This window comes from Heyndrickxia oleronia (assembly GCF_017809215.1).
Taxonomy (GTDB): Bacteria; Bacillota; Bacilli; order Bacillales; family Bacillaceae_C; genus Heyndrickxia; species Heyndrickxia oleronia.
Genome location: NZ_CP065424.1, coordinates 100,001 through 116,907, shown reverse-complemented (window position 1 = coordinate 116,907; position 16,907 = coordinate 100,001). Strand labels below are relative to the sequence as shown.

The 16,907-nt window shown below is 35.9% G+C and carries 18 protein-coding genes and 1 other annotated feature; all 18 genes read right to left on the bottom strand.

The window, feature by feature from the left end; genetic code table 11:
• Window positions 1-138 precede the first annotated feature (138 nt).
• On the bottom strand, window positions 139-318 hold the full coding sequence (gene secE, locus I5818_RS00600) for a preprotein translocase subunit SecE (protein WP_071976253.1): 180 nt from the start codon (window positions 316-318) through the stop codon (window positions 139-141).
• 79 nt (window positions 319-397) lie between these two features.
• Window positions 398-547: a 50S ribosomal protein L33 gene (gene rpmG, locus I5818_RS00595; protein ID WP_071976252.1), complete on the bottom strand. Its 150-nt coding sequence runs from the start codon at window positions 545-547 to the stop codon at window positions 398-400.
• A gap of 122 nt (window positions 548-669) precedes the next feature.
• The gene (gene sigH / locus I5818_RS00590) at window positions 670-1,389 is read right to left on the bottom strand and encodes an RNA polymerase sporulation sigma factor SigH (RefSeq protein WP_235813404.1); all 720 of its coding nucleotides are present in this window, start codon (window positions 1,387-1,389) and stop codon (window positions 670-672) included.
• A gap of 3 nt (window positions 1,390-1,392) precedes the next feature.
• Window positions 1,393-1,902, bottom strand: a complete 510-nt coding sequence (locus I5818_RS00585; protein WP_058005949.1) for an NYN domain-containing protein — start codon at window positions 1,900-1,902, stop codon at window positions 1,393-1,395.
• A 2-nt stretch (window positions 1,903-1,904) separates the two neighbouring features.
• Window positions 1,905-2,648 (bottom strand): 23S rRNA (guanosine(2251)-2'-O)-methyltransferase RlmB, encoded by a 744-nt coding sequence (gene rlmB, locus I5818_RS00580; protein WP_058005948.1) that lies wholly within the window; start codon window positions 2,646-2,648, stop codon window positions 1,905-1,907.
• Between the two features lie 14 nt (window positions 2,649-2,662).
• Window positions 2,663-3,064 (bottom strand): Mini-ribonuclease 3, encoded by a 402-nt coding sequence (locus tag I5818_RS00575; RefSeq protein ID WP_139254893.1) that lies wholly within the window; start codon window positions 3,062-3,064, stop codon window positions 2,663-2,665.
• Between the two features lie 11 nt (window positions 3,065-3,075).
• Window positions 3,076-4,473 carry a cysteine--tRNA ligase gene (cysS, locus tag I5818_RS00570; protein WP_071976250.1) on the bottom strand — a complete coding sequence of 466 codons (1,398 nt, stop codon included), beginning with the start codon at window positions 4,471-4,473 and terminating at the stop codon, window positions 3,076-3,078.
• Window positions 4,454-5,125: a serine O-acetyltransferase gene (gene cysE, locus I5818_RS00565; protein ID WP_071976249.1), complete on the bottom strand. Its 672-nt coding sequence runs from the start codon at window positions 5,123-5,125 to the stop codon at window positions 4,454-4,456. The genes cysS and cysE overlap by 20 nt, the downstream gene beginning before the upstream one ends.
• 59 nt (window positions 5,126-5,184) lie before the next feature.
• Window positions 5,185-5,424, bottom strand: a binding site (T-box leader).
• A gap of 70 nt (window positions 5,425-5,494) precedes the next feature.
• Complete coding sequence (gltX, locus tag I5818_RS00560; protein ID WP_071976248.1) at window positions 5,495-6,952, bottom strand: glutamate--tRNA ligase; 1,458 nt, start codon at window positions 6,950-6,952, stop codon at window positions 5,495-5,497.
• 72 nt (window positions 6,953-7,024) lie between these two features.
• A complete protein-coding gene (ispF, locus tag I5818_RS00555) occupies window positions 7,025-7,510 on the bottom strand; it encodes a 2-C-methyl-D-erythritol 2,4-cyclodiphosphate synthase (protein ID WP_058005943.1) in 486 nt (161 codons plus the stop codon).
• 24 nt (window positions 7,511-7,534) lie between these two features.
• Entirely contained in the window at window positions 7,535-8,224 is a 690-nt protein-coding gene (gene ispD / locus I5818_RS00550) for a 2-C-methyl-D-erythritol 4-phosphate cytidylyltransferase (protein WP_071976247.1), read from the bottom strand.
• A gap of 34 nt (window positions 8,225-8,258) precedes the next feature.
• Window positions 8,259-9,353 (bottom strand): PIN/TRAM domain-containing protein, encoded by a 1,095-nt coding sequence (locus I5818_RS00545; RefSeq protein ID WP_058005941.1) that lies wholly within the window; start codon window positions 9,351-9,353, stop codon window positions 8,259-8,261.
• Window positions 9,354-9,499: 146 nt separating this feature from the next.
• Entirely contained in the window at window positions 9,500-10,573 is a 1,074-nt protein-coding gene (gene disA / locus I5818_RS00540) for a DNA integrity scanning diadenylate cyclase DisA (RefSeq protein WP_071976246.1), read from the bottom strand.
• Between the two features lie 4 nt (window positions 10,574-10,577).
• A complete protein-coding gene (gene radA / locus I5818_RS00535) occupies window positions 10,578-11,954 on the bottom strand; it encodes a DNA repair protein RadA (protein WP_058005939.1) in 1,377 nt (458 codons plus the stop codon).
• Window positions 11,955-12,275: 321 nt separating this feature from the next.
• Window positions 12,276-14,717, bottom strand: coding sequence for an ATP-dependent protease ATP-binding subunit ClpC (clpC, locus tag I5818_RS00530; protein ID WP_058005938.1), 2,442 nt, complete (start codon window positions 14,715-14,717; stop codon window positions 12,276-12,278).
• Between the two features lie 12 nt (window positions 14,718-14,729).
• Window positions 14,730-15,806 (bottom strand): protein-arginine kinase McsB, encoded by a 1,077-nt coding sequence (locus tag I5818_RS00525; protein ID WP_078109704.1) that lies wholly within the window; start codon window positions 15,804-15,806, stop codon window positions 14,730-14,732.
• Window positions 15,803-16,351, bottom strand: coding sequence for a protein-arginine kinase activator protein McsA (locus I5818_RS00520; protein ID WP_058005936.1), 549 nt, complete (start codon window positions 16,349-16,351; stop codon window positions 15,803-15,805). The genes I5818_RS00525 and I5818_RS00520 overlap by 4 nt, the downstream gene beginning before the upstream one ends.
• A 16-nt stretch (window positions 16,352-16,367) precedes the next feature.
• On the bottom strand, window positions 16,368-16,832 hold the full coding sequence (locus I5818_RS00515) for a CtsR family transcriptional regulator (protein ID WP_390883574.1): 465 nt from the start codon (window positions 16,830-16,832) through the stop codon (window positions 16,368-16,370).
• Window positions 16,833-16,907: the final 75 nt, after the last annotated feature.

The following is a 16,907-nucleotide window of genomic DNA, read 5'->3' as shown; positions in this document are numbered from 1 at the left end:
TCCCCAACTAATTATATAATAAGTATTTTTTTCCAAAACGAAAAAACCCGTTAACCGGGCTAAGAAATACATTTATTTAAATTCATTATACCATGCATTGTTATAAGTTATTCAATACAAAGTTTAAAATCTATATATTTACTTCAAAATTAACTTAATGAGTGAAGATATTCCTAGATCGACGACCATAAAAAAAACAGCAAGAAAGACAACTGTTGTAACTACTGTTACTGTGTAATTCGTTAACTCCTTTTTCTTTGGCCAGCTAACCTTCCTCATTTCTGATGCTACATTTCGAAAGAATTTCGCAATAGACATGTTTGAAACCTCCATCATGATAGGATGAATCTTTAATTAATAATCTAGTAATTCGTTCTATTTATATTTATAAATAATACTATTTTGTTTCTCGATGTTCCGTATGGGCATTACAATATTTACAAAATTTTTTGACCTCTAACCGTTCAGTATTTGTTTCTTTATTATGAAAGGTCGAGTAATTTCTCGATCCGCATTTTGAACAGGCTAACACTATTTTTTTCTGCATATTTACACCTACTATTATAGGTTAACATAATTTTATGTTAATATAAAAAATTCCTCATTATCGCTATCTTACTTGTTAAAAAGTAACACGCAAAATCTAGATTTGTCAATAAAAGGTTTTGTCTACGAACTAAATTCACGTATTTCTAAATAACGCTCTAGCTTTCGTTTAACCCTTTGAAGTGCATTATCTATGGATTTCACATGGCGATTTAATTCTTCAGAGATTTCCTGGTAGGATTGCCCATCTAAATAAAGTGCTAATACTTTTCTCTCCAAGTCACTAAGTAATTCTGAAATTTTCCCTTCTATGTTTCCATACTTTTCACGATTAATAATAAGTTCTTCAGGATTCATGATCTTTGCACCTGAAATGACATCCATTAATGTTCGATCAGATTCCTCATCATAAATAGGTTTATCAAGAGAAACATACGAGTTCAGTGGAATATGCTTCTGACGGGTGGCTGTTTTAATTGCAGTAATAATTTGGCGGATGATACATAACTCTGCAAACGCTTTAAACGAAGTAAGCTTGTCCTCCTTGTAATCACGGATGGCCTTATACAGACCAATCATACCTTCTTGAACAATATCTTCCTTATCAGCTCCGACCAAAAAATATGATCGTGCCTTTGCACGTACGAAGTTACGGTATTTCTGGATAAGAAAATCCAATGCTTCACTATCACCTTTATGGACTAATTCAATCAATTGCTCATCTTCCATCATCACATAATTTTCATTATGTGTTACCTCAACATTTAGGTTCACATAAATCCCCCTGACCGCTCGGAAGCAATAGATAGAAATATTATACATTACAGAATTTTCAAGCGTCAATACTCATTGCTGACCTCTCCTAAGCTTTTCGAAAATTTCAGCAACATCTTTGCTTAAAGGAATCCTTGAAACCGGCTTATATTCATGTGTTTCTCGAACATCCTTTTCAATATTATGATTAATCATATTCATTTCATTTAATAATTCTCGTGCCGATATTCGAAGTGCACCTTGTCCGAAGATCGCCCATTGCTCTGTATAGTCAGATGTAGCAACATGAATCTGAGTTGTCCGATTATTTAACTGGATTGCTAGTTTTTCGATACGTTCATCGGCCGATTCATTTTCCTTTGTAAATATAACTTCAACTTTATGCTGTTTATACTTTTTTTCTTTCCCCTTAACATATAAGGCATCAAATACAACAATTACTCTATATCCTGTGTATCCCTGATATTCAGCCATTTTTTCAATTAAACGATCTCTTGCATGACTTAGATTTGTTTTTTTTAAACTTCTAAGCTCCGGCCACGCACCAATTATGTTGTAACCATCTACGAGCAAAATGTCCATCACTATTCACCTTGCGGATGTCGTTTCCGATAAACCTCGTATATTAATAAACTAGCCGCCACAGAAGCATTCAAAGAGGTAACATGTCCCACCATTGGTAGGTGAACAAGAAAATCACATGATTCCTTGATTAGTCGACTAATCCCCTTCCCTTCACTACCAATAACGATAGCCAAAGGCATTTTTCCATCCATCGTGCGATAGTCTTGACTTCCTTTAGCGTCTGTACCAAAAATCCACAATCCACGTTCCTTTAATTCCTTAATTGTATTCGATAAATTTGTAACCCTTGCGACAGGTACATGTTCAATTGCTCCAGTTGATGCCTTTGCTACTGCAGCTGTTAATCCTACCGCTCTACGCTTAGGAATAATAATGCCATGAACGCCTGCTGCATCGGCAGTTCGCAAAATAGAGCCAAGATTATGTGGGTCTTCTAATTCATCAAGTATGATGAAGAAAGGATCCTCTTGTTTTTGTTCAGCTAACTTAAATAAATCATCTAATTCTGCATATTGATACGCAGCTACTTGAGCAACTACGCCTTGATGATTTTCTTTCACCATTTGATCAATTTTTTGTTTCGGAACATATTGAACTAAAACCTTTGATTCTTTTGCAAGTTTGATAATTTGTTGCATTTGCCCCTTATTAGAGCCTTCTGAAATCCATATTTTATTGATATCACGATTGGATTTTAAGGCTTCAATTACTGGATTTTTTCCAGCAATAAATTCTCTATCCATATTGATTCCTCCTATTAACTATGTGCTTCAACTGTTTCGATTGCCTTAAAAATAACATTTTCCAATCGATCGAAATCCTTCATTAAATATAAGTGACCAATTAATGCTTCAAACCCTGTACTATGATTATATGTTTGAACATCTGTATTTTTGGGAATCGATCCTGATTTTGCATTTCTCCCTCGTTTTACAATCGCTTTTTCCTCTTCTGTTAATACTTCTTGCTCTATAAACATTTTCAAAATACTTGCCTGCGCTTTTGCAGAAACATATTTTGTTGCCGCTTTATGCAAGTGATGAGGTTTCGTTTTTCCAAGGTGGAGAAGATGATGCCGTATATATACTTCATATACAGCATCTCCCATATAGGCAAGAGCTAAGCTATTAAGTTGTTTTACATCAACTGGCTTTTGCATATCATTCATGTTTACCCTCTTCTCCATCTAATTCCTTGTGGTGTATCCTCTAAAATAATATTCATTTCTTTCAGCTGATCACGAATTGCATCAGCTAATTGAAAATCTCTATCCTTACGTGCTTGATTTCGTTTTTGAATGAGCTCTTCAATTTCTTCATCCAATAATTCTTCCGATTCAAGTTTTAATCCTAGCACATTGAATAAACCTTTAAATTCATCCATAAAAGCATGTAACACTTTTTCTGATGTATTCTTTTCACGTAAATAATAATTTGCTTGCTTGGATAATTCAAATAATACAGAGATTCCATTCGCAGTATTAAAATCATCATCCATTTCTTTAACAAATTCTTGATGTGATTCCTCAATTTTTGTTAGCCATTCTTGATCATTTTCGGTTAAATTAGTACTGCTTTGTAAGCGATGTTTTAAATTCTGATACGATGTTTTAATACGTTCTAAACCACTACCCGCATTCTCCAATAGTTCTTCACTATAATTAATAGGATTACGATAATGTACAGAAAGCATAAAAAATCGTAAAACCTGAGGATCAAAATGTTTAATAATATCGTGAACTAGCACAAAGTTTCCAAGTGACTTAGACATTTTTTCATTGTTAATATTGATATAACCATTGTGCATCCAATAGCGGGCAAAAGTTTTTCCAGTTAACGCTTCTGATTGAGCGATTTCATTTTCATGGTGAGGGAAGGTTAGATCCTGACCACCCGCATGAATATCAATGGTGTCTCCTAAATATTTACGAGCCATCGCGGAGCACTCAATATGCCAACCTGGTCTTCCTTTTCCCCACGGACTTTCCCAATGGATCTCTCCCTCTTTAGCCGCCTTCCAAAGGGCAAAATCTAATGCATCTTCTTTCTTTTCTCCAACTTCAATACGAGCACCAGATTTTAAATCATCGACTGATTGATGAGAAAGTTTCCCGTACCCGTTAAACTTTCTTGTTCGATAATATACATCCCCTTCTGATTCATAAGCATATCCTTTATTTATCAATGTTTCGATAAATTCTATAATAATATCCATATTTTCTGTAACACGTGGATGCACACTTGCTTTATTGCAACCTAATGCAGAGACATCCTCAAAATAAGCATCGATAAAACGATCTGCGATTGTTGGTACATCTTCCCCCAACTCTTTAGCGGCCTTAATTAACTTATCGTCAACATCTGTAAAATTTGAAACAAAATCAACATCAAATCCACGATACTCTAAATACTTACGGACCGTATCAAAAACAATAGCCGGTCTTGCATTTCCAATGTGAATATAATTATATACGGTTGGACCGCACACATACATTTTTACTTTACCCTCTTCTAATGGGATAAATGGCTCCTTTTTTCTAGTTAACGTATTATAAATTTGAATGGACATGTACTTCTTCGACTCCTTCCTCTTGTATACGAGCTAATTCAGCTTCTAAATGTTTTATTCTTTCCTCCATAGCAGAACATACGTCAGCTACAGGATCCGGAAGATCACTATGATTTAAGTCCTTCTTAATTTTGACCCCATCTTGAATGACTACACGACCAGGAATTCCAACAACAGTAGAATTAGGAGGTACATTTTTCAAAACGACTGAACCGGCACCAATCTTAGAGTTTTCCCCAACTGTTATGGAACCTAACACTTTTGCTCCTGTTGCAATTAAGGCATTATCTTTAATTGTGGGGTGCCGTTTTCCTTTTTCCTTCCCTGTTCCGCCTAAAGTAACACCTTGAAACACTGTTACATTATCACCTATTTCACATGTTTCACCAATTACAACACCCATTCCATGATCAATAAAAAAGCGGCGTCCGATTTTGGCTCCTGGATGAATCTCTATTCCTGTAAAAAAGCGACTGATTTGTGAAATGACTCGGGCAATAAAAAACAGCCTTCTTTTATAAAATCCATGAGCAACTCTATGGGCCCATATGGCATGTAATCCTGAGTAAGTTAAAATGACTTCAAACGAACTTCTAGCTGCAGGGTCTTGCTCAAATACCACTTCTATATCTTCCTTCATGCGTTTAAACACGTATACCACTCCTTTCTATAGTATTCGTTAGAAAGCAACAAAAAAAACGCCTCTGAATAGACAGAGACGCTTTCTACGCGGTTCCACTCTGTTTGAATGCAATATAAGTATGACTACTTCTTGCATCCCAACTTCGTCCTTTTAACGATAGGAAAACCGCTTATTCCTACTAAAATACATCGTTCGGAATAAGATTCAGAGGTGCATTTCAAGAAACGAGAGGCCTAAACCACTTTCAGCCGGTGATGGTTCTCTCTTTCAAACTTCGTTTCTTTACTTCTCCTCATCAACACTTTTTCTTATATATTTAAAACAAAATTTTAGGTAGTCATTTATTTATACATACTATATTACATTTTTTATAAAAAGTTAACCAATAAGAGCTTCCAATCTGCTATTTATTTTTTCTTTGCCTAAAAGCTCAATCGTTTTTGGTAAATCAGGACCATGTGCTTGACCAGTTACCGCCACACGAATTGGCATGAATAATTTTTTACCTTTATGCCCTGTTGACTTTTGCACTGCTTTAATGGCTTTTTGAATTTCTTCTGCTTTAAACTCCTCTAAGCCATTAAGCTCTTGCAAAAAGGCTTTTAGAACTTCAGGAACTTGTTCCTCACTTAAAATTTGCTTCGCTTCTTCATCATAGGAAATGGAATCAGTGAAAAATAGCTTAGACAATTCAACAATTTCAGCACCATAACTCATTTGATCCTGATATAATGCAACTAAATGTTGTACCCATGTTTGTTCTTGCTCAAATAAATTCTCACTTACCAAATTAGCCTTGATAAGATGTGGCAACGCAATTTCAACCGCACGATCTACATCAAGCTGTTTCACATATTGGTTATTCATCCAAGTTAATTTTTGCTTGTCGAACAATGCAGGAGATTTAGACAATCGTTCAGCATCAAAAATCTTAATAAATTCTTCTTTCGTAAATAGCTCTTCTTCACCTTGAGGAGACCATCCTAGTAGCGCGATAAAGTTAAATAACGCTTCAGGCAGATAACCTAATTCCTCATACTGTTCAATAAATTGGATAATGCTTTCATCACGCTTGCTAAGCTTCTTACGACTTTCATTAACAATTAATGTCATATGTCCGAATATCGGTGGCTCCCAGCCAAATGCTTCATAAATCATTAATTGCTTCGGTGTATTCGTAATATGGTCATCTCCACGTAGAACGTGAGAAATTTTCATTAAATGATCATCAACTGCTACAGCAAAGTTATATGTCGGAATGCCGTCCTTTTTAATAATAACAAAGTCGCCAATTCCATCAGATTCAAAGCTTACATCGTCTTTGACCATATCTTTAAAAGAGTAAACACGGCCCTTTGGTACGGCAAAACGAATACTAGGCTTGCGTCCTTCTTTTTCAAGACGTTCTTGATCCTCTTTCGTTAAATGGCGGCACTTCCCAGAATATTGTGGTGTTTCTCCCCGTGCCATTTGCTCTTCACGTTCTGCTTCTAACTCTTCCTCTGTACAATAACATTTATATGCTAAATCTCTTTCTAAGAGATCGGTATAATATTTTTGATAGATTTCTCCACGCTCTGATTGACGATAAGGTGCATATTCACCTTCTTTATCGATACTCTCATCCCAGTCCATACCTAACCATTTTAAGTATTTTAACTGGCTTTCTTCGCCTCCAGCAATATTCCGCTTGAGATCAGTATCTTCAATACGAATGATAAATTTGCCTCCTTGACTACGGGCAAATAAATAATTAAAAAGGGCAGTCCTAGCATTACCTATGTGCAAGTGACCAGTAGGACTTGGTGCATATCGAACGCGAATATCGGTTGACATGAAATTTTCCTCCTAAAATAAATAACTATACTTTATATCTTAACTAATTACCGCTTTATTTTACCATATAATTTAATTTCTTTCGTCTCTTTCTAAAAGAATAACAGCCAAAGCTGCAATCCCTTCTCCTCTTCCAGTAAAACCTAATTTCTCAGTCGTTGTCGCTTTAACATTAACCTGATCAATTTCTCCTTCTAGAAGTTGTGCAATTCTCTGGCGAATTTCACCTATATATGGGGCCATTTTAGGCTTTTGAGCAATAATCGTACAATCAATATTTCCCAAACAATAACCCTTTTTCTTCACTAATTCCCAAACATGTTGAAGAAGAACTGCAGAATCGGCATCTTTGAATTTTGGATCTGTGTCAGGAAAATGTCTGCCAATATCCCCCTCACCAATTGCTCCTAAACTAGCATCTGCTATTGTATGTAATAAAACATCCGCATCTGAGTGTCCTAATAATCCTTTTTCATATGGAATTTGAACTCCACCAATAATAAGTGGTCTTCCTTCTACAAGCTGATGTACATCATACCCTTGACCAATACGAAACATATTAATAGTCTCCTTTTTCACCTGTTATTTCATTACTGATTGTTTTTTTAATATGGCTTCGGCAAAATAAAGATCTTCCGGAGTCGTTAGCTTAATATTATCATAACTTCCTGTAACGATATGAACAGGATAATTAATCCTCTCCACTAAAGAAGACTCATCTGTTCCAAGATAATGATCTTGTTTAGCCTGTTGATGTGCCTGAAAAAGAAGATCAAAGCGAAAAGCCTGTGGAGTCTGAACCTGCCACAAGCTTTTACGCTCTATTGTCTCCGTTACTTGATTATTGTTTACCTTTTTAATCGTGTCTTTTACCGGAACTGCCGCAATTGCAGCTCCTGCTTCACATGCTGAAGCAACTAATTGATGCACCATTTCTAATTGGATAAATGGCCTAGCTCCATCATGCACTAGAACAATCTCCGCATTTTGAGCTGCTAAAAGGCCATTATAAACACTATATTGTCTCTCCGATCCACCATACACGATTGTTATCTTTTCCTTCAAAGGTAAAGTATCAAGCATTTCTTCAAATTCAGCTTCATCATCAGGTTGAATAACTAATATAATTCCTTTGCAGTCCTTATCATGTAGGAAAATATTTATTGTATGCAAAATAATGGGCTGGTTTTGTAATTGAAGAAATAATTTATTTTTCCCAGCACCCATTCTCTTCCCCTGTCCTGCTGCAGGAATAATCACCTGATAATCCATGTTTTTTACTCCTAAATTCTTATTTAACTATCGTTTACAAAGCTCTTTCTAATAGTTTAGGCTTTGCAAATATCATACGCCCTGCAGATGTTTGTAAGACGCTTGTCACTAATACATCAATCCGTTTACCTATATAGTTTCTTCCTTCCTCAACAACAATCATTGTACCATCATCCAAATAAGCGATTCCTTGGTGATATTCTTTCCCATCCTTTATTAATTGGACATTTAACTCTTCGCCAGGAAGAACTACCGGCTTCACCGCATTTGCCAGATCATTAATATTCAAAACTTGTACACTTTGAAGTTCACAAACCTTATTCAGATTAAAATCATTTGTAACAACGATTCCGTTCGTTAGCTTCGCCAGTTTTATAAGCTTACTATCTACTTCTTGAATATCTTCAAAGTCACCTTCATAAATTTGAACCTCGATTGGAAGTTCCTTTTGGATTCTTTTGAGGATATCCAATCCTCTACGGCCTCTGTTACGTTTTAATGCATCAGATGAATCAGCAATATGCTGTAATTCCTCTAATACGAATTGCGGAATAACAATAATACCATCTAAAAATCCCGTTTGGCATATATCCGCTATTCTTCCATCAATAATGACGCTTGTATCCAATAGCTTCAATGAATTTGAAGGCTTTATTTCTTCTTCTGACTCTACTACATTCTTTTTCTTTTGGCGTGCAGACATTGTGAATAGACTCATTAGCTCTTCCCTTTTCTTAAATCCAACCTGAAAACCTACATAACCAAGTAATAATGTAAGAAGAATAGGAATTACCGTATTGAGAATTGGAATTTCCATTTTATTAAATGGGATTCCTGCTAAATATGCAACAAATAAACCAAAAATCAACCCAAGACTTCCTGATAATATTTCCGTAATCGGGGCTTTAACAATAGAATCTTCAAACCATTTTACAAACCCAACAACATACTCTACAGCCCAAAAAGAAATAAAATAAAAAATAATAGCACCGAAAATGGCAGTAGCATATGGATTATTAATAAGAACATAGTGGGAAAGACCAACTAGTTTTAATAACTCAGGCAAGAGAAAAATACCGAGTGTCCCACCGATAATTATAAAGCATGCTTGAACAATTCGCTTTAACATATCTTCACCTCCTTTATTCATTATAAACAAATTCCAAAGTTTAAAACGTCCAATTCATGAATATTTTTTGATTGTAATATTTTAGAAACACTTTTGATATATTGCTCACTTTTTTTACACATTTTCGATGTCCCTTCCTATGAAATTTACAGTTGTCGGTCAGCAAATGTTTGTTCTTTAATTAATTTTAGTCCCTCTCTTATCTTCCGCGCTCTAATCTCACCAATACCTTCCACATCATCCAGTTCATCCACTGTTGCTTTTAATATGTTGGGCAAAATTTTAAATTGAGCCACCAAATTTTCTAATATTGTTATTGGTAATCTCGGAATTTTATTTAACACTCGATAACCTCTTGGACATACATGCTCTTCAGGAGGAATATAGTTGTTATAACCTAGTAATTTCATGATTACATTGTCATCTAATACATCGGAACTAACGATATCTTGAAATCGTGAAAGCATTTCTAATGGTTTAGACTGAACATCAGATGCATAATCTTGAATAATTAATAGAGCCTCTTCTTCAATATCAGCTAATAGCTCTTTCATTTGTAAGCGAACAAGTCTGCCCTCTGTTCCGAGCTCATTTAAATAAGTGATTAGTTCCTTCTTAATTCTAATGACCATCTCTACGCGATGCAGGACTTGTAATAAGTCGCTATACGTTACTAGCTCCTCAAATTCAAGTACAGATAAATTAGAAATACTTTGGTCTAAAACAACTTTATATTTTTCTAATGTTTGAATCGCTTGATTAGCCTTTGTTAAAATAACCGAAATATCCTTTAAAGCATACCGAAAATTTCCTTGATAGAGGGTAATGACATTTCTCCTTTGTGATATAGCTATCACTAATGATTTCGTTTGCTTTGCTACCCTTTCAGCTGTTCTATGCCGCATTCCTGTCTCTGACGAGGAAATTGATGGATCTGGGGCTAATTGAGCATTGGCAATCAGTATTTTATTTCCTGTTTCATTTAAAATAATGGCCCCATCCATTTTTGCTAATTCATATAAATAGCTTGGACTAAATACACAATTAATTGAAAATCCTCCGTCTACTAATGATTGAATCCGATCATTGAACCCAAGAACAATCAACCCGCCTGTATTGGCACGTAAAACATTATCAATTCCTTCTCTTATAGGTGTGCCAGGTGCAATTAACTGTAAAATTTCTGACATGGATTTTTGTTGAGGCCTCTTATCTTCCATTGACTCATCCTCCTAAAGCTTGCTGTAAAGCTTCTTGAACAGTGGAAACTCCAATAACTTGAATATCCTTCGGGAAATTCCAACCACCGATATTATTGCTTGGAATGATAGCTCTTCGAAAACCTAATTTTGCCGCTTCCTGAACCCTTTGCTCGATGCGAGATACTCGCCTTACTTCTCCTGTCAGGCCAACCTCACCAATAATACAATCATCTGCTTTTGTCGGTTGATCCTTAAAACTAGAAGCAATGCTGATCATAACTGCTAGATCAATAGCAGGTTCATCTATTTTAATTCCGCCTGCTACCTTTAAGTAGGCATCATGATTTTGCAATAATAATCCGACTCTTTTTTCTAGTACAGCCATCAACAATGTCACCCGATTATGATCAATCCCCGTACCTGTTCTTCTTGGCATTCCGAACATTGAAGGGGATATTAGAGCTTGGATTTCTACTAAGACCGGACGTGTCCCTTCCATGGAAGCGACGACGGTTGAACCCGATGCCCCTTTTGAACGTTCTTCTAAAAAGATTTCTGATGGATTCTCAACCTCAGATAAGCCATAATCCTTCATTTCAAATATTGCCATTTCATTAGTAGAACCGAAACGGTTTTTCACAGCCCTCAATATCCGATAAGAATGATGGCGTTCTCCTTCAAAGTAAAGCACCGAATCTACCATATGTTCTAATAATCTTGGTCCCGCAATCGAGCCCTCTTTCGTAACATGCCCAACAATGAAAATAGCAATTCCTTTTGTTTTGGCAATTCTCATTAATTCCGCTGTACATTCTCTTACTTGTGATACACTACCAGGGGCAGAGGTAACCTCGGGGTGATATATCGTTTGTATCGAATCGATCACAACAAATTGTGGAGAAATCTCTTGGATAGTATGATGAATTGCTTCTAAATTCGTTTCCGAAAACACAAACAATTGATCTGACGATATTTGGAGACGGTCTGCGCGTAGCTTCGTTTGTTTTACTGATTCTTCTCCTGATATATATAAAACTCGGTGTTCATCCTTAGACAGTTGGGAGGAAACTTGAAGCAGTAATGTTGATTTACCGATTCCTGGATCACCACCGATTAATACAAGGGAACCGGGAACAACTCCACCACCCAACACTCGATTTAATTCCTTTAAGTCTGTTAATACCCTTTCTTCTTGCTCAGAAACTATTGTGGTAATAGGGGTAGCTTTTGTAACTTCACCAACAGGAGAATGAATGAATGCACCTTTTCTAGGCTTCCCAGTTATTTCGACTTCTTCCACCATTTTATTCCACTCATTACATCCTGGGCATCTTCCCATCCACTTAGCAGATTCATATCCACAAGACTGACAAATAAATTTCGTCGTCTTTTTTGCCATTTTTTACTTCCTCTCTATATATCTATGCTTTTCTGAAATACTCAATTACTTTTAAAAAGCTGTTTTTGTATTGATCAAAAGAAACCTCATATGGGAATCCTTCAAGAAGCAACAACGTTTTTAATAAATAGATTTTAAAAAAAGCACATGTTAGACATGTCAAAGATGAAACATTCTATTAACATCAACGTCAATTTCTATACCATAAAAATATTTACTATATATAGACGTTTCAATGTTGGATTTAGTTTCACTTTTTAGCGAGTTCCATTATTCGTAATGGAACTCGCGACTGACTATCTTCATGTACCTTTTTTATTGCTATAAAATTGATTCTGTTACTTCTGATGGCTTCACACTAAATTCGCCATCTACTACATCAATTACCACTTTTTGACCTTCTAAAATAACTCCTTTTAACAATTCCTCTGATAAACGGTCTTCTACATTTTTTTGAATTGCTCTCTTTAATGGGCGTGCCCCGTATTCAGGATCATAGCCCTCTTCTGCTATTTTATTTTTTGCCGCTTCTGTTAGCTCAAGTTCAATATGTTTTTCTTTCAATCGCTTCACTAATTGTTCTGATAGTAGTGAAACGATATGCTTTAAGTGTTCCTTTTCTAACGCATGGAAAACAATAATTTCATCAATACGGTTTAAAAACTCAGGACGAAACGCGCGTTTTAATTCATCCATTACTTTACTCTTCATGTCTTTATAGTCTTGATTTCCATCTTGAATATTAAATCCGACATATTTATTTCTTTTTAATGATTCTGCACCTACATTCGAAGTCATGATTAATACTGTATTTCTAAAATCAACAGTACGACCCTTCGAATCAGTTAGTCGCCCATCCTCTAAAACTTGTAATAGGATGTTAAATACATCAGGATGTGCCTTTTCAATCTCATCTAGTAAAATGACTGAATATGGCTTGCGACGAACCTTCTCTGTTAATTGTCCACCTTCTTCAAATCCTACATAACCTGGAGGTGATCCGACAAGTCTTGATGTAGAATGCTTCTCCATGTATTCCGACATATCAATTCGGATCATTGCATCTTCATCACCAAACATTGATTCAGCTAATGCTCTTGCAAGCTCAGTTTTACCCACGCCAGTTGGTCCTAAGAATATAAACGATCCTATCGGGCGTTTAGGATCTTTTAATCCCGCTCTTGCACGGCGAACAGCTTTTGAAACAGCTTTAACAGCCTCTTCCTGTCCAATAACGCGAGAATGTAAAATTTCCTCTAATCTCAATAGCTTTTCCGTTTCTGTTTGCGCCAGCTTTGAAACAGGAATTCCAGTCCAACTTGCAACTACTGTTGCAATATCTTCAACGGTTACTTCACTATTTTCTTGGCCTTGTTTTTCCTTCCAAGTCTTTTTCGTTTCTTCCAATTTTTCACGTAAACGTTGTTCAGAATCCCTTAAAGATGCGGCTTTTTCGAACTCTTGACTTTGAACAGCTGCGTCTTTTTCCTTCCTGATTTCCTCCAATTTGAGTTCAAGCTCTTTTAAATTTGGTGGCGTTGTAAATGATCGTAAACGGACTTTTGAACCAGCTTCGTCGATTAAATCAATTGCTTTATCTGGCAGAAACCGATCAGAAATATAACGATCAGATAGTTTTACAGCTGCCTCAATTGCATCATCTGTAATAGATACACGGTGATGTGCTTCATATCGATCCCTTAATCCTTTTAATATTTGAATAGACTCGTCAGTTGAAGGCTCATCTACTTGAATTGGTTGAAATCTTCGTTCTAATGCTGCATCCTTTTCGATATATTTACGATATTCATCCAATGTTGTTGCACCAATACATTGAAGCTCCCCACGTGCCAATGATGGCTTTAATATATTTGAAGCATCGATGGCTCCCTCTGCTCCACCTGCACCAATTAAAGTATGAAGCTCATCGATAAATAAAATAATATTTCCAGCTTGTCGGATTTCGTCCATTACCTTTTTCAAGCGATCCTCAAACTCTCCACGGTACTTTGTCCCAGCAACAACTGTTCCCATATCCAAAGTCATTACGCGTTTATCGCGAAGCGTCTCCGGCACCTCATTATTAACAATTTGCTGTGCCAACCCTTCTGCTATAGCTGTTTTCCCAACTCCAGGTTCTCCAATAAGGACTGGATTGTTCTTTGTTCGTCTGCTTAGTACTTCAATTACACGCTGAATTTCTTTGCTTCTTCCGATAACGGGATCTAGTGTTTCTTCTCTTGCAATAGCAGTTAAGTCACGTGCTAGGCTATCAAGGGTAGGAGTGTTAGCACTTGATGTGTTCCCTCCTTGATGGGTTCCCGCTTCATTACTTCCAAGTAATTGAAGAACCTGTTGTCTAGCTTTGTTCAAGCTCACACCTAAATTATTCAGTACTCTAGCCGCGACTCCTTCTCCCTCACGTATAAGACCTAATAAAATGTGCTCTGTACCAACATAGGAATGACCTAGTTTTCGAGCTTCATCCATGGATAATTCAATGACCTTTTTTGCACGTGGTGTATAATGAATATTTTGCCCAGAATCCTGGCCCTTTCCTATTAAGTTTTCCACCTCTACTTGGATTTTTTCGGGACTAAGTCCAAGTCCATATAATGCCTTTGCAGCAATTCCTTCACCCTCTTGAACTAATCCAAGAAGAATGTGTTCAGTACCGATATTATTATGCTTTAATCGAATGGCTTCTTCTTGAGATAAAGCTAATACTTTTTGTGCTCTTTCAGTAAATCGTCCAAACATCATATTAATCTCCTCCTAGCCGTTATTCATCTCTTCAAGTTTTAAACGTTCTCTTATAAGTGTTGCTCTGCGAATATCTCTTTCATAGGGACGCAATGGACCACCAGCATATTGTTGTAAAAAACCTGGTTGTGTAAAGATCATTAATTCATTTAAGATATTTTTAGATACATTTTTGATATAGCCTGTATCAATCCCTAAACGAACATCGGACAAGCATTGTGACGCTTCCTTTGATTCAATTATTCTACTATTGGTCAATACACCATAAGACCTGAAAACTCTATCTTCTAATTGTATGTTAGAGGTTTTAATCAATGCTTCTCTTGCTGACCTTTCTTGTGCAATGATCTGTTGAACAACACTAATTAAATCCTCGACAATATCTGTTTCAGATTTACCTAATGTAATTTGATTAGAAATTTGAAAAATATTACCCAATGCCTCGCTGCCTTCTCCATAAATTCCACGAACCACTAATCCTAATTGATTAATAGCAGGAATAATACGATTCATTTGTTGAGTAAGGATAAGTCCAGGTAAGTGAACCATAACTGATGCTCTTAATCCTGTGCCGACATTAGTTGGACAGCTTGTCAAATATCCCAGCTTTTCACTATATGCATAATCAATATGTTCTTCCATTAAATCATCAATTTTATTTGCCTTATCTAAAGCTTCTTTTAGTTGTAGACCAGGAAATAAGCATTGTATCCGTATATGGTCTTCCTCATTAATCATTATACTAACATCCTCTTCACTTGATAAAATCACTGCACCATGTGAAGAATCATCTGCTAAATTCGGGCTAATAAGATGTTTTTCGACTAACACCTTCTTCTGTAAAGCTTGTAGCTGATCCATTTTAAGTAATTCTACTTGATTGCCTTCGAGATGGAAATCAGTATGTAAAACTGATTCTACTTTAGATATAATTTCTCTTGCTTCCTCATTACTAAACAATGTCGGGAATTTATAGTCCTTGAAGTTTCGAGCTAATCGAATTCTTGAACTTAGCACAATATCAGAATCTGGTCCCTCTTTACTCATCCATGAACTTACTGCTTGACTAATGAATTTTTCTAAACTCATGAGGTTTCCCTCCCATCATTCAGAAGTGAACTCTCTAAGGCTCGAACTTGATCTCGAATATCAGCAGCCTTTTCGAATTCTTCATGATTTATTGCTTGCTGTAAATCTAATTTTAACTGTTGGATTTGCCTCTTTATATGAACAGCGCCTCCAATTCTTTTCGGTACTTTACCATGGTGTTCGATATTTCCACTATGAAGCCTTTTTATAATCGGATGTAATCGTTCATTAAAGGTTTCATAACATGTGGAACAACCAAAGCGTCCAATATTAACAAATTGTTTAAATGTCATTTTGCAATTCGGACATTGCAAAATTTCATTTTTTTGAATTGTGCCTTGTTTTGCTTGTTGAAAAACTGGATCAAAATTTAATAATCCTGCAATTATATTGTTAATAGAGAATCCAGGTTCCCCCTCAAACATAAACATCTCACCTTTTTCCTGTGCACATTTCTCACAGTAATGGAATTCGGTTTTTTCTCCATTAATAATTTTGGTAAAATGAAGAGTTGCCGGTCTTTCATTACACTCCTGACAAATCATTTTACTCACCTCTATATTATTTATATTTTAAAGTCATTAGCATGGCCGTTAGCATTCTAGCTCTTAATTGGTCCCTTTCTGGAAGGTCCAAATAAAGAACAGAACGATCCATTACGCTTAACATAATTTTCGCTTCTCTTTTTGAAATAACTTCTTCTTCAACTAAACGAATAATCACATCCTCAGCATTTGATTGTGATATTCTGGACTTTATTAATAGTAATAAATGATCAATTAATTGTGCCTGGTCGTGAGGTTTAACCTTAATAATACGAATATATCCTCCACCACCTCTTTTACTTTCAACTACATATCCTCTTTCTATAGTGAATCTGGTATTGATTACGTAGTTAATCTGGGAAGGTACACATTGAAATTTATCGGCAATTTCACTTCTTTTTATTTCCACAATTTCACTACCATTCATTTCCAAAACCTGTTTGAGATAACTTTCAATAATATCCGATATATTTTTCATCAAGTCCACCTCCTTCTACGACTTGACTTTGACTATATTTGACTTTAATTATACATGATGATATCAGAAAAGCGCAAG

Excerpts from the sequence above, each read along its gene's own strand:
- rlmB (WP_058005948.1), bottom strand. The coding sequence starts at position 2,648 with ATGGATAGAGAATTTATTGCTGGAAAAAATCCAGTAATTGAAGCCTTA.
- I5818_RS00585 (WP_058005949.1), bottom strand. The coding sequence starts at position 1,902 with ATGGACATTTTGCTCGTAGATGGTTACAACATAATTGGTGCGTGGCCG.
- I5818_RS00525 (WP_078109704.1), bottom strand. The coding sequence starts at position 15,806 with ATGAGTTTAGAAAAATTCATTAGTCAAGCAGTAAGTTCATGGATGAGT.
- I5818_RS00575 (WP_139254893.1), bottom strand. The coding sequence starts at position 3,064 with ATGCAAAAGCCAGTTGATGTAAAACAACTTAATAGCTTAGCTCTTGCC.
- I5818_RS00520 (WP_058005936.1), bottom strand. The coding sequence starts at position 16,351 with ATGATTTGTCAGGAGTGTAATGAAAGACCGGCAACTCTTCATTTTACC.
- ispF (WP_058005943.1), bottom strand. The coding sequence starts at position 7,510 with ATGTTTCGTATTGGTCAAGGGTATGATGTACATCAGCTTGTAGAAGGA.
- secE (WP_071976253.1), bottom strand. The coding sequence starts at position 318 with ATGTCTATTGCGAAATTCTTTCGAAATGTAGCATCAGAAATGAGGAAG.
- cysS (WP_071976250.1), bottom strand. The coding sequence starts at position 4,473 with ATGTCCATTCAAATTTATAATACGTTAACTAGAAAAAAGGAGCCATTT.
- gltX (WP_071976248.1), bottom strand. The coding sequence starts at position 6,952 with ATGTCAACCGATATTCGCGTTCGATATGCACCAAGTCCTACTGGTCAC.
- rpmG (WP_071976252.1), bottom strand. The coding sequence starts at position 547 with ATGCAGAAAAAAATAGTGTTAGCCTGTTCAAAATGCGGATCGAGAAAT.
- I5818_RS00545 (WP_058005941.1), bottom strand. The coding sequence starts at position 9,353 with ATGTTAAAGCGAATTGTTCAAGCATGCTTTATAATTATCGGTGGGACA.
- ispD (WP_071976247.1), bottom strand. The coding sequence starts at position 8,224 with ATGGATTATCAGGTGATTATTCCTGCAGCAGGACAGGGGAAGAGAATG.
- disA (WP_071976246.1), bottom strand. The coding sequence starts at position 10,573 with ATGGAAGATAAGAGGCCTCAACAAAAATCCATGTCAGAAATTTTACAG.
- radA (WP_058005939.1), bottom strand. The coding sequence starts at position 11,954 with ATGGCAAAAAAGACGACGAAATTTATTTGTCAGTCTTGTGGATATGAA.
- clpC (WP_058005938.1), bottom strand. The coding sequence starts at position 14,717 with ATGATGTTTGGACGATTTACTGAAAGAGCACAAAAAGTATTAGCTTTA.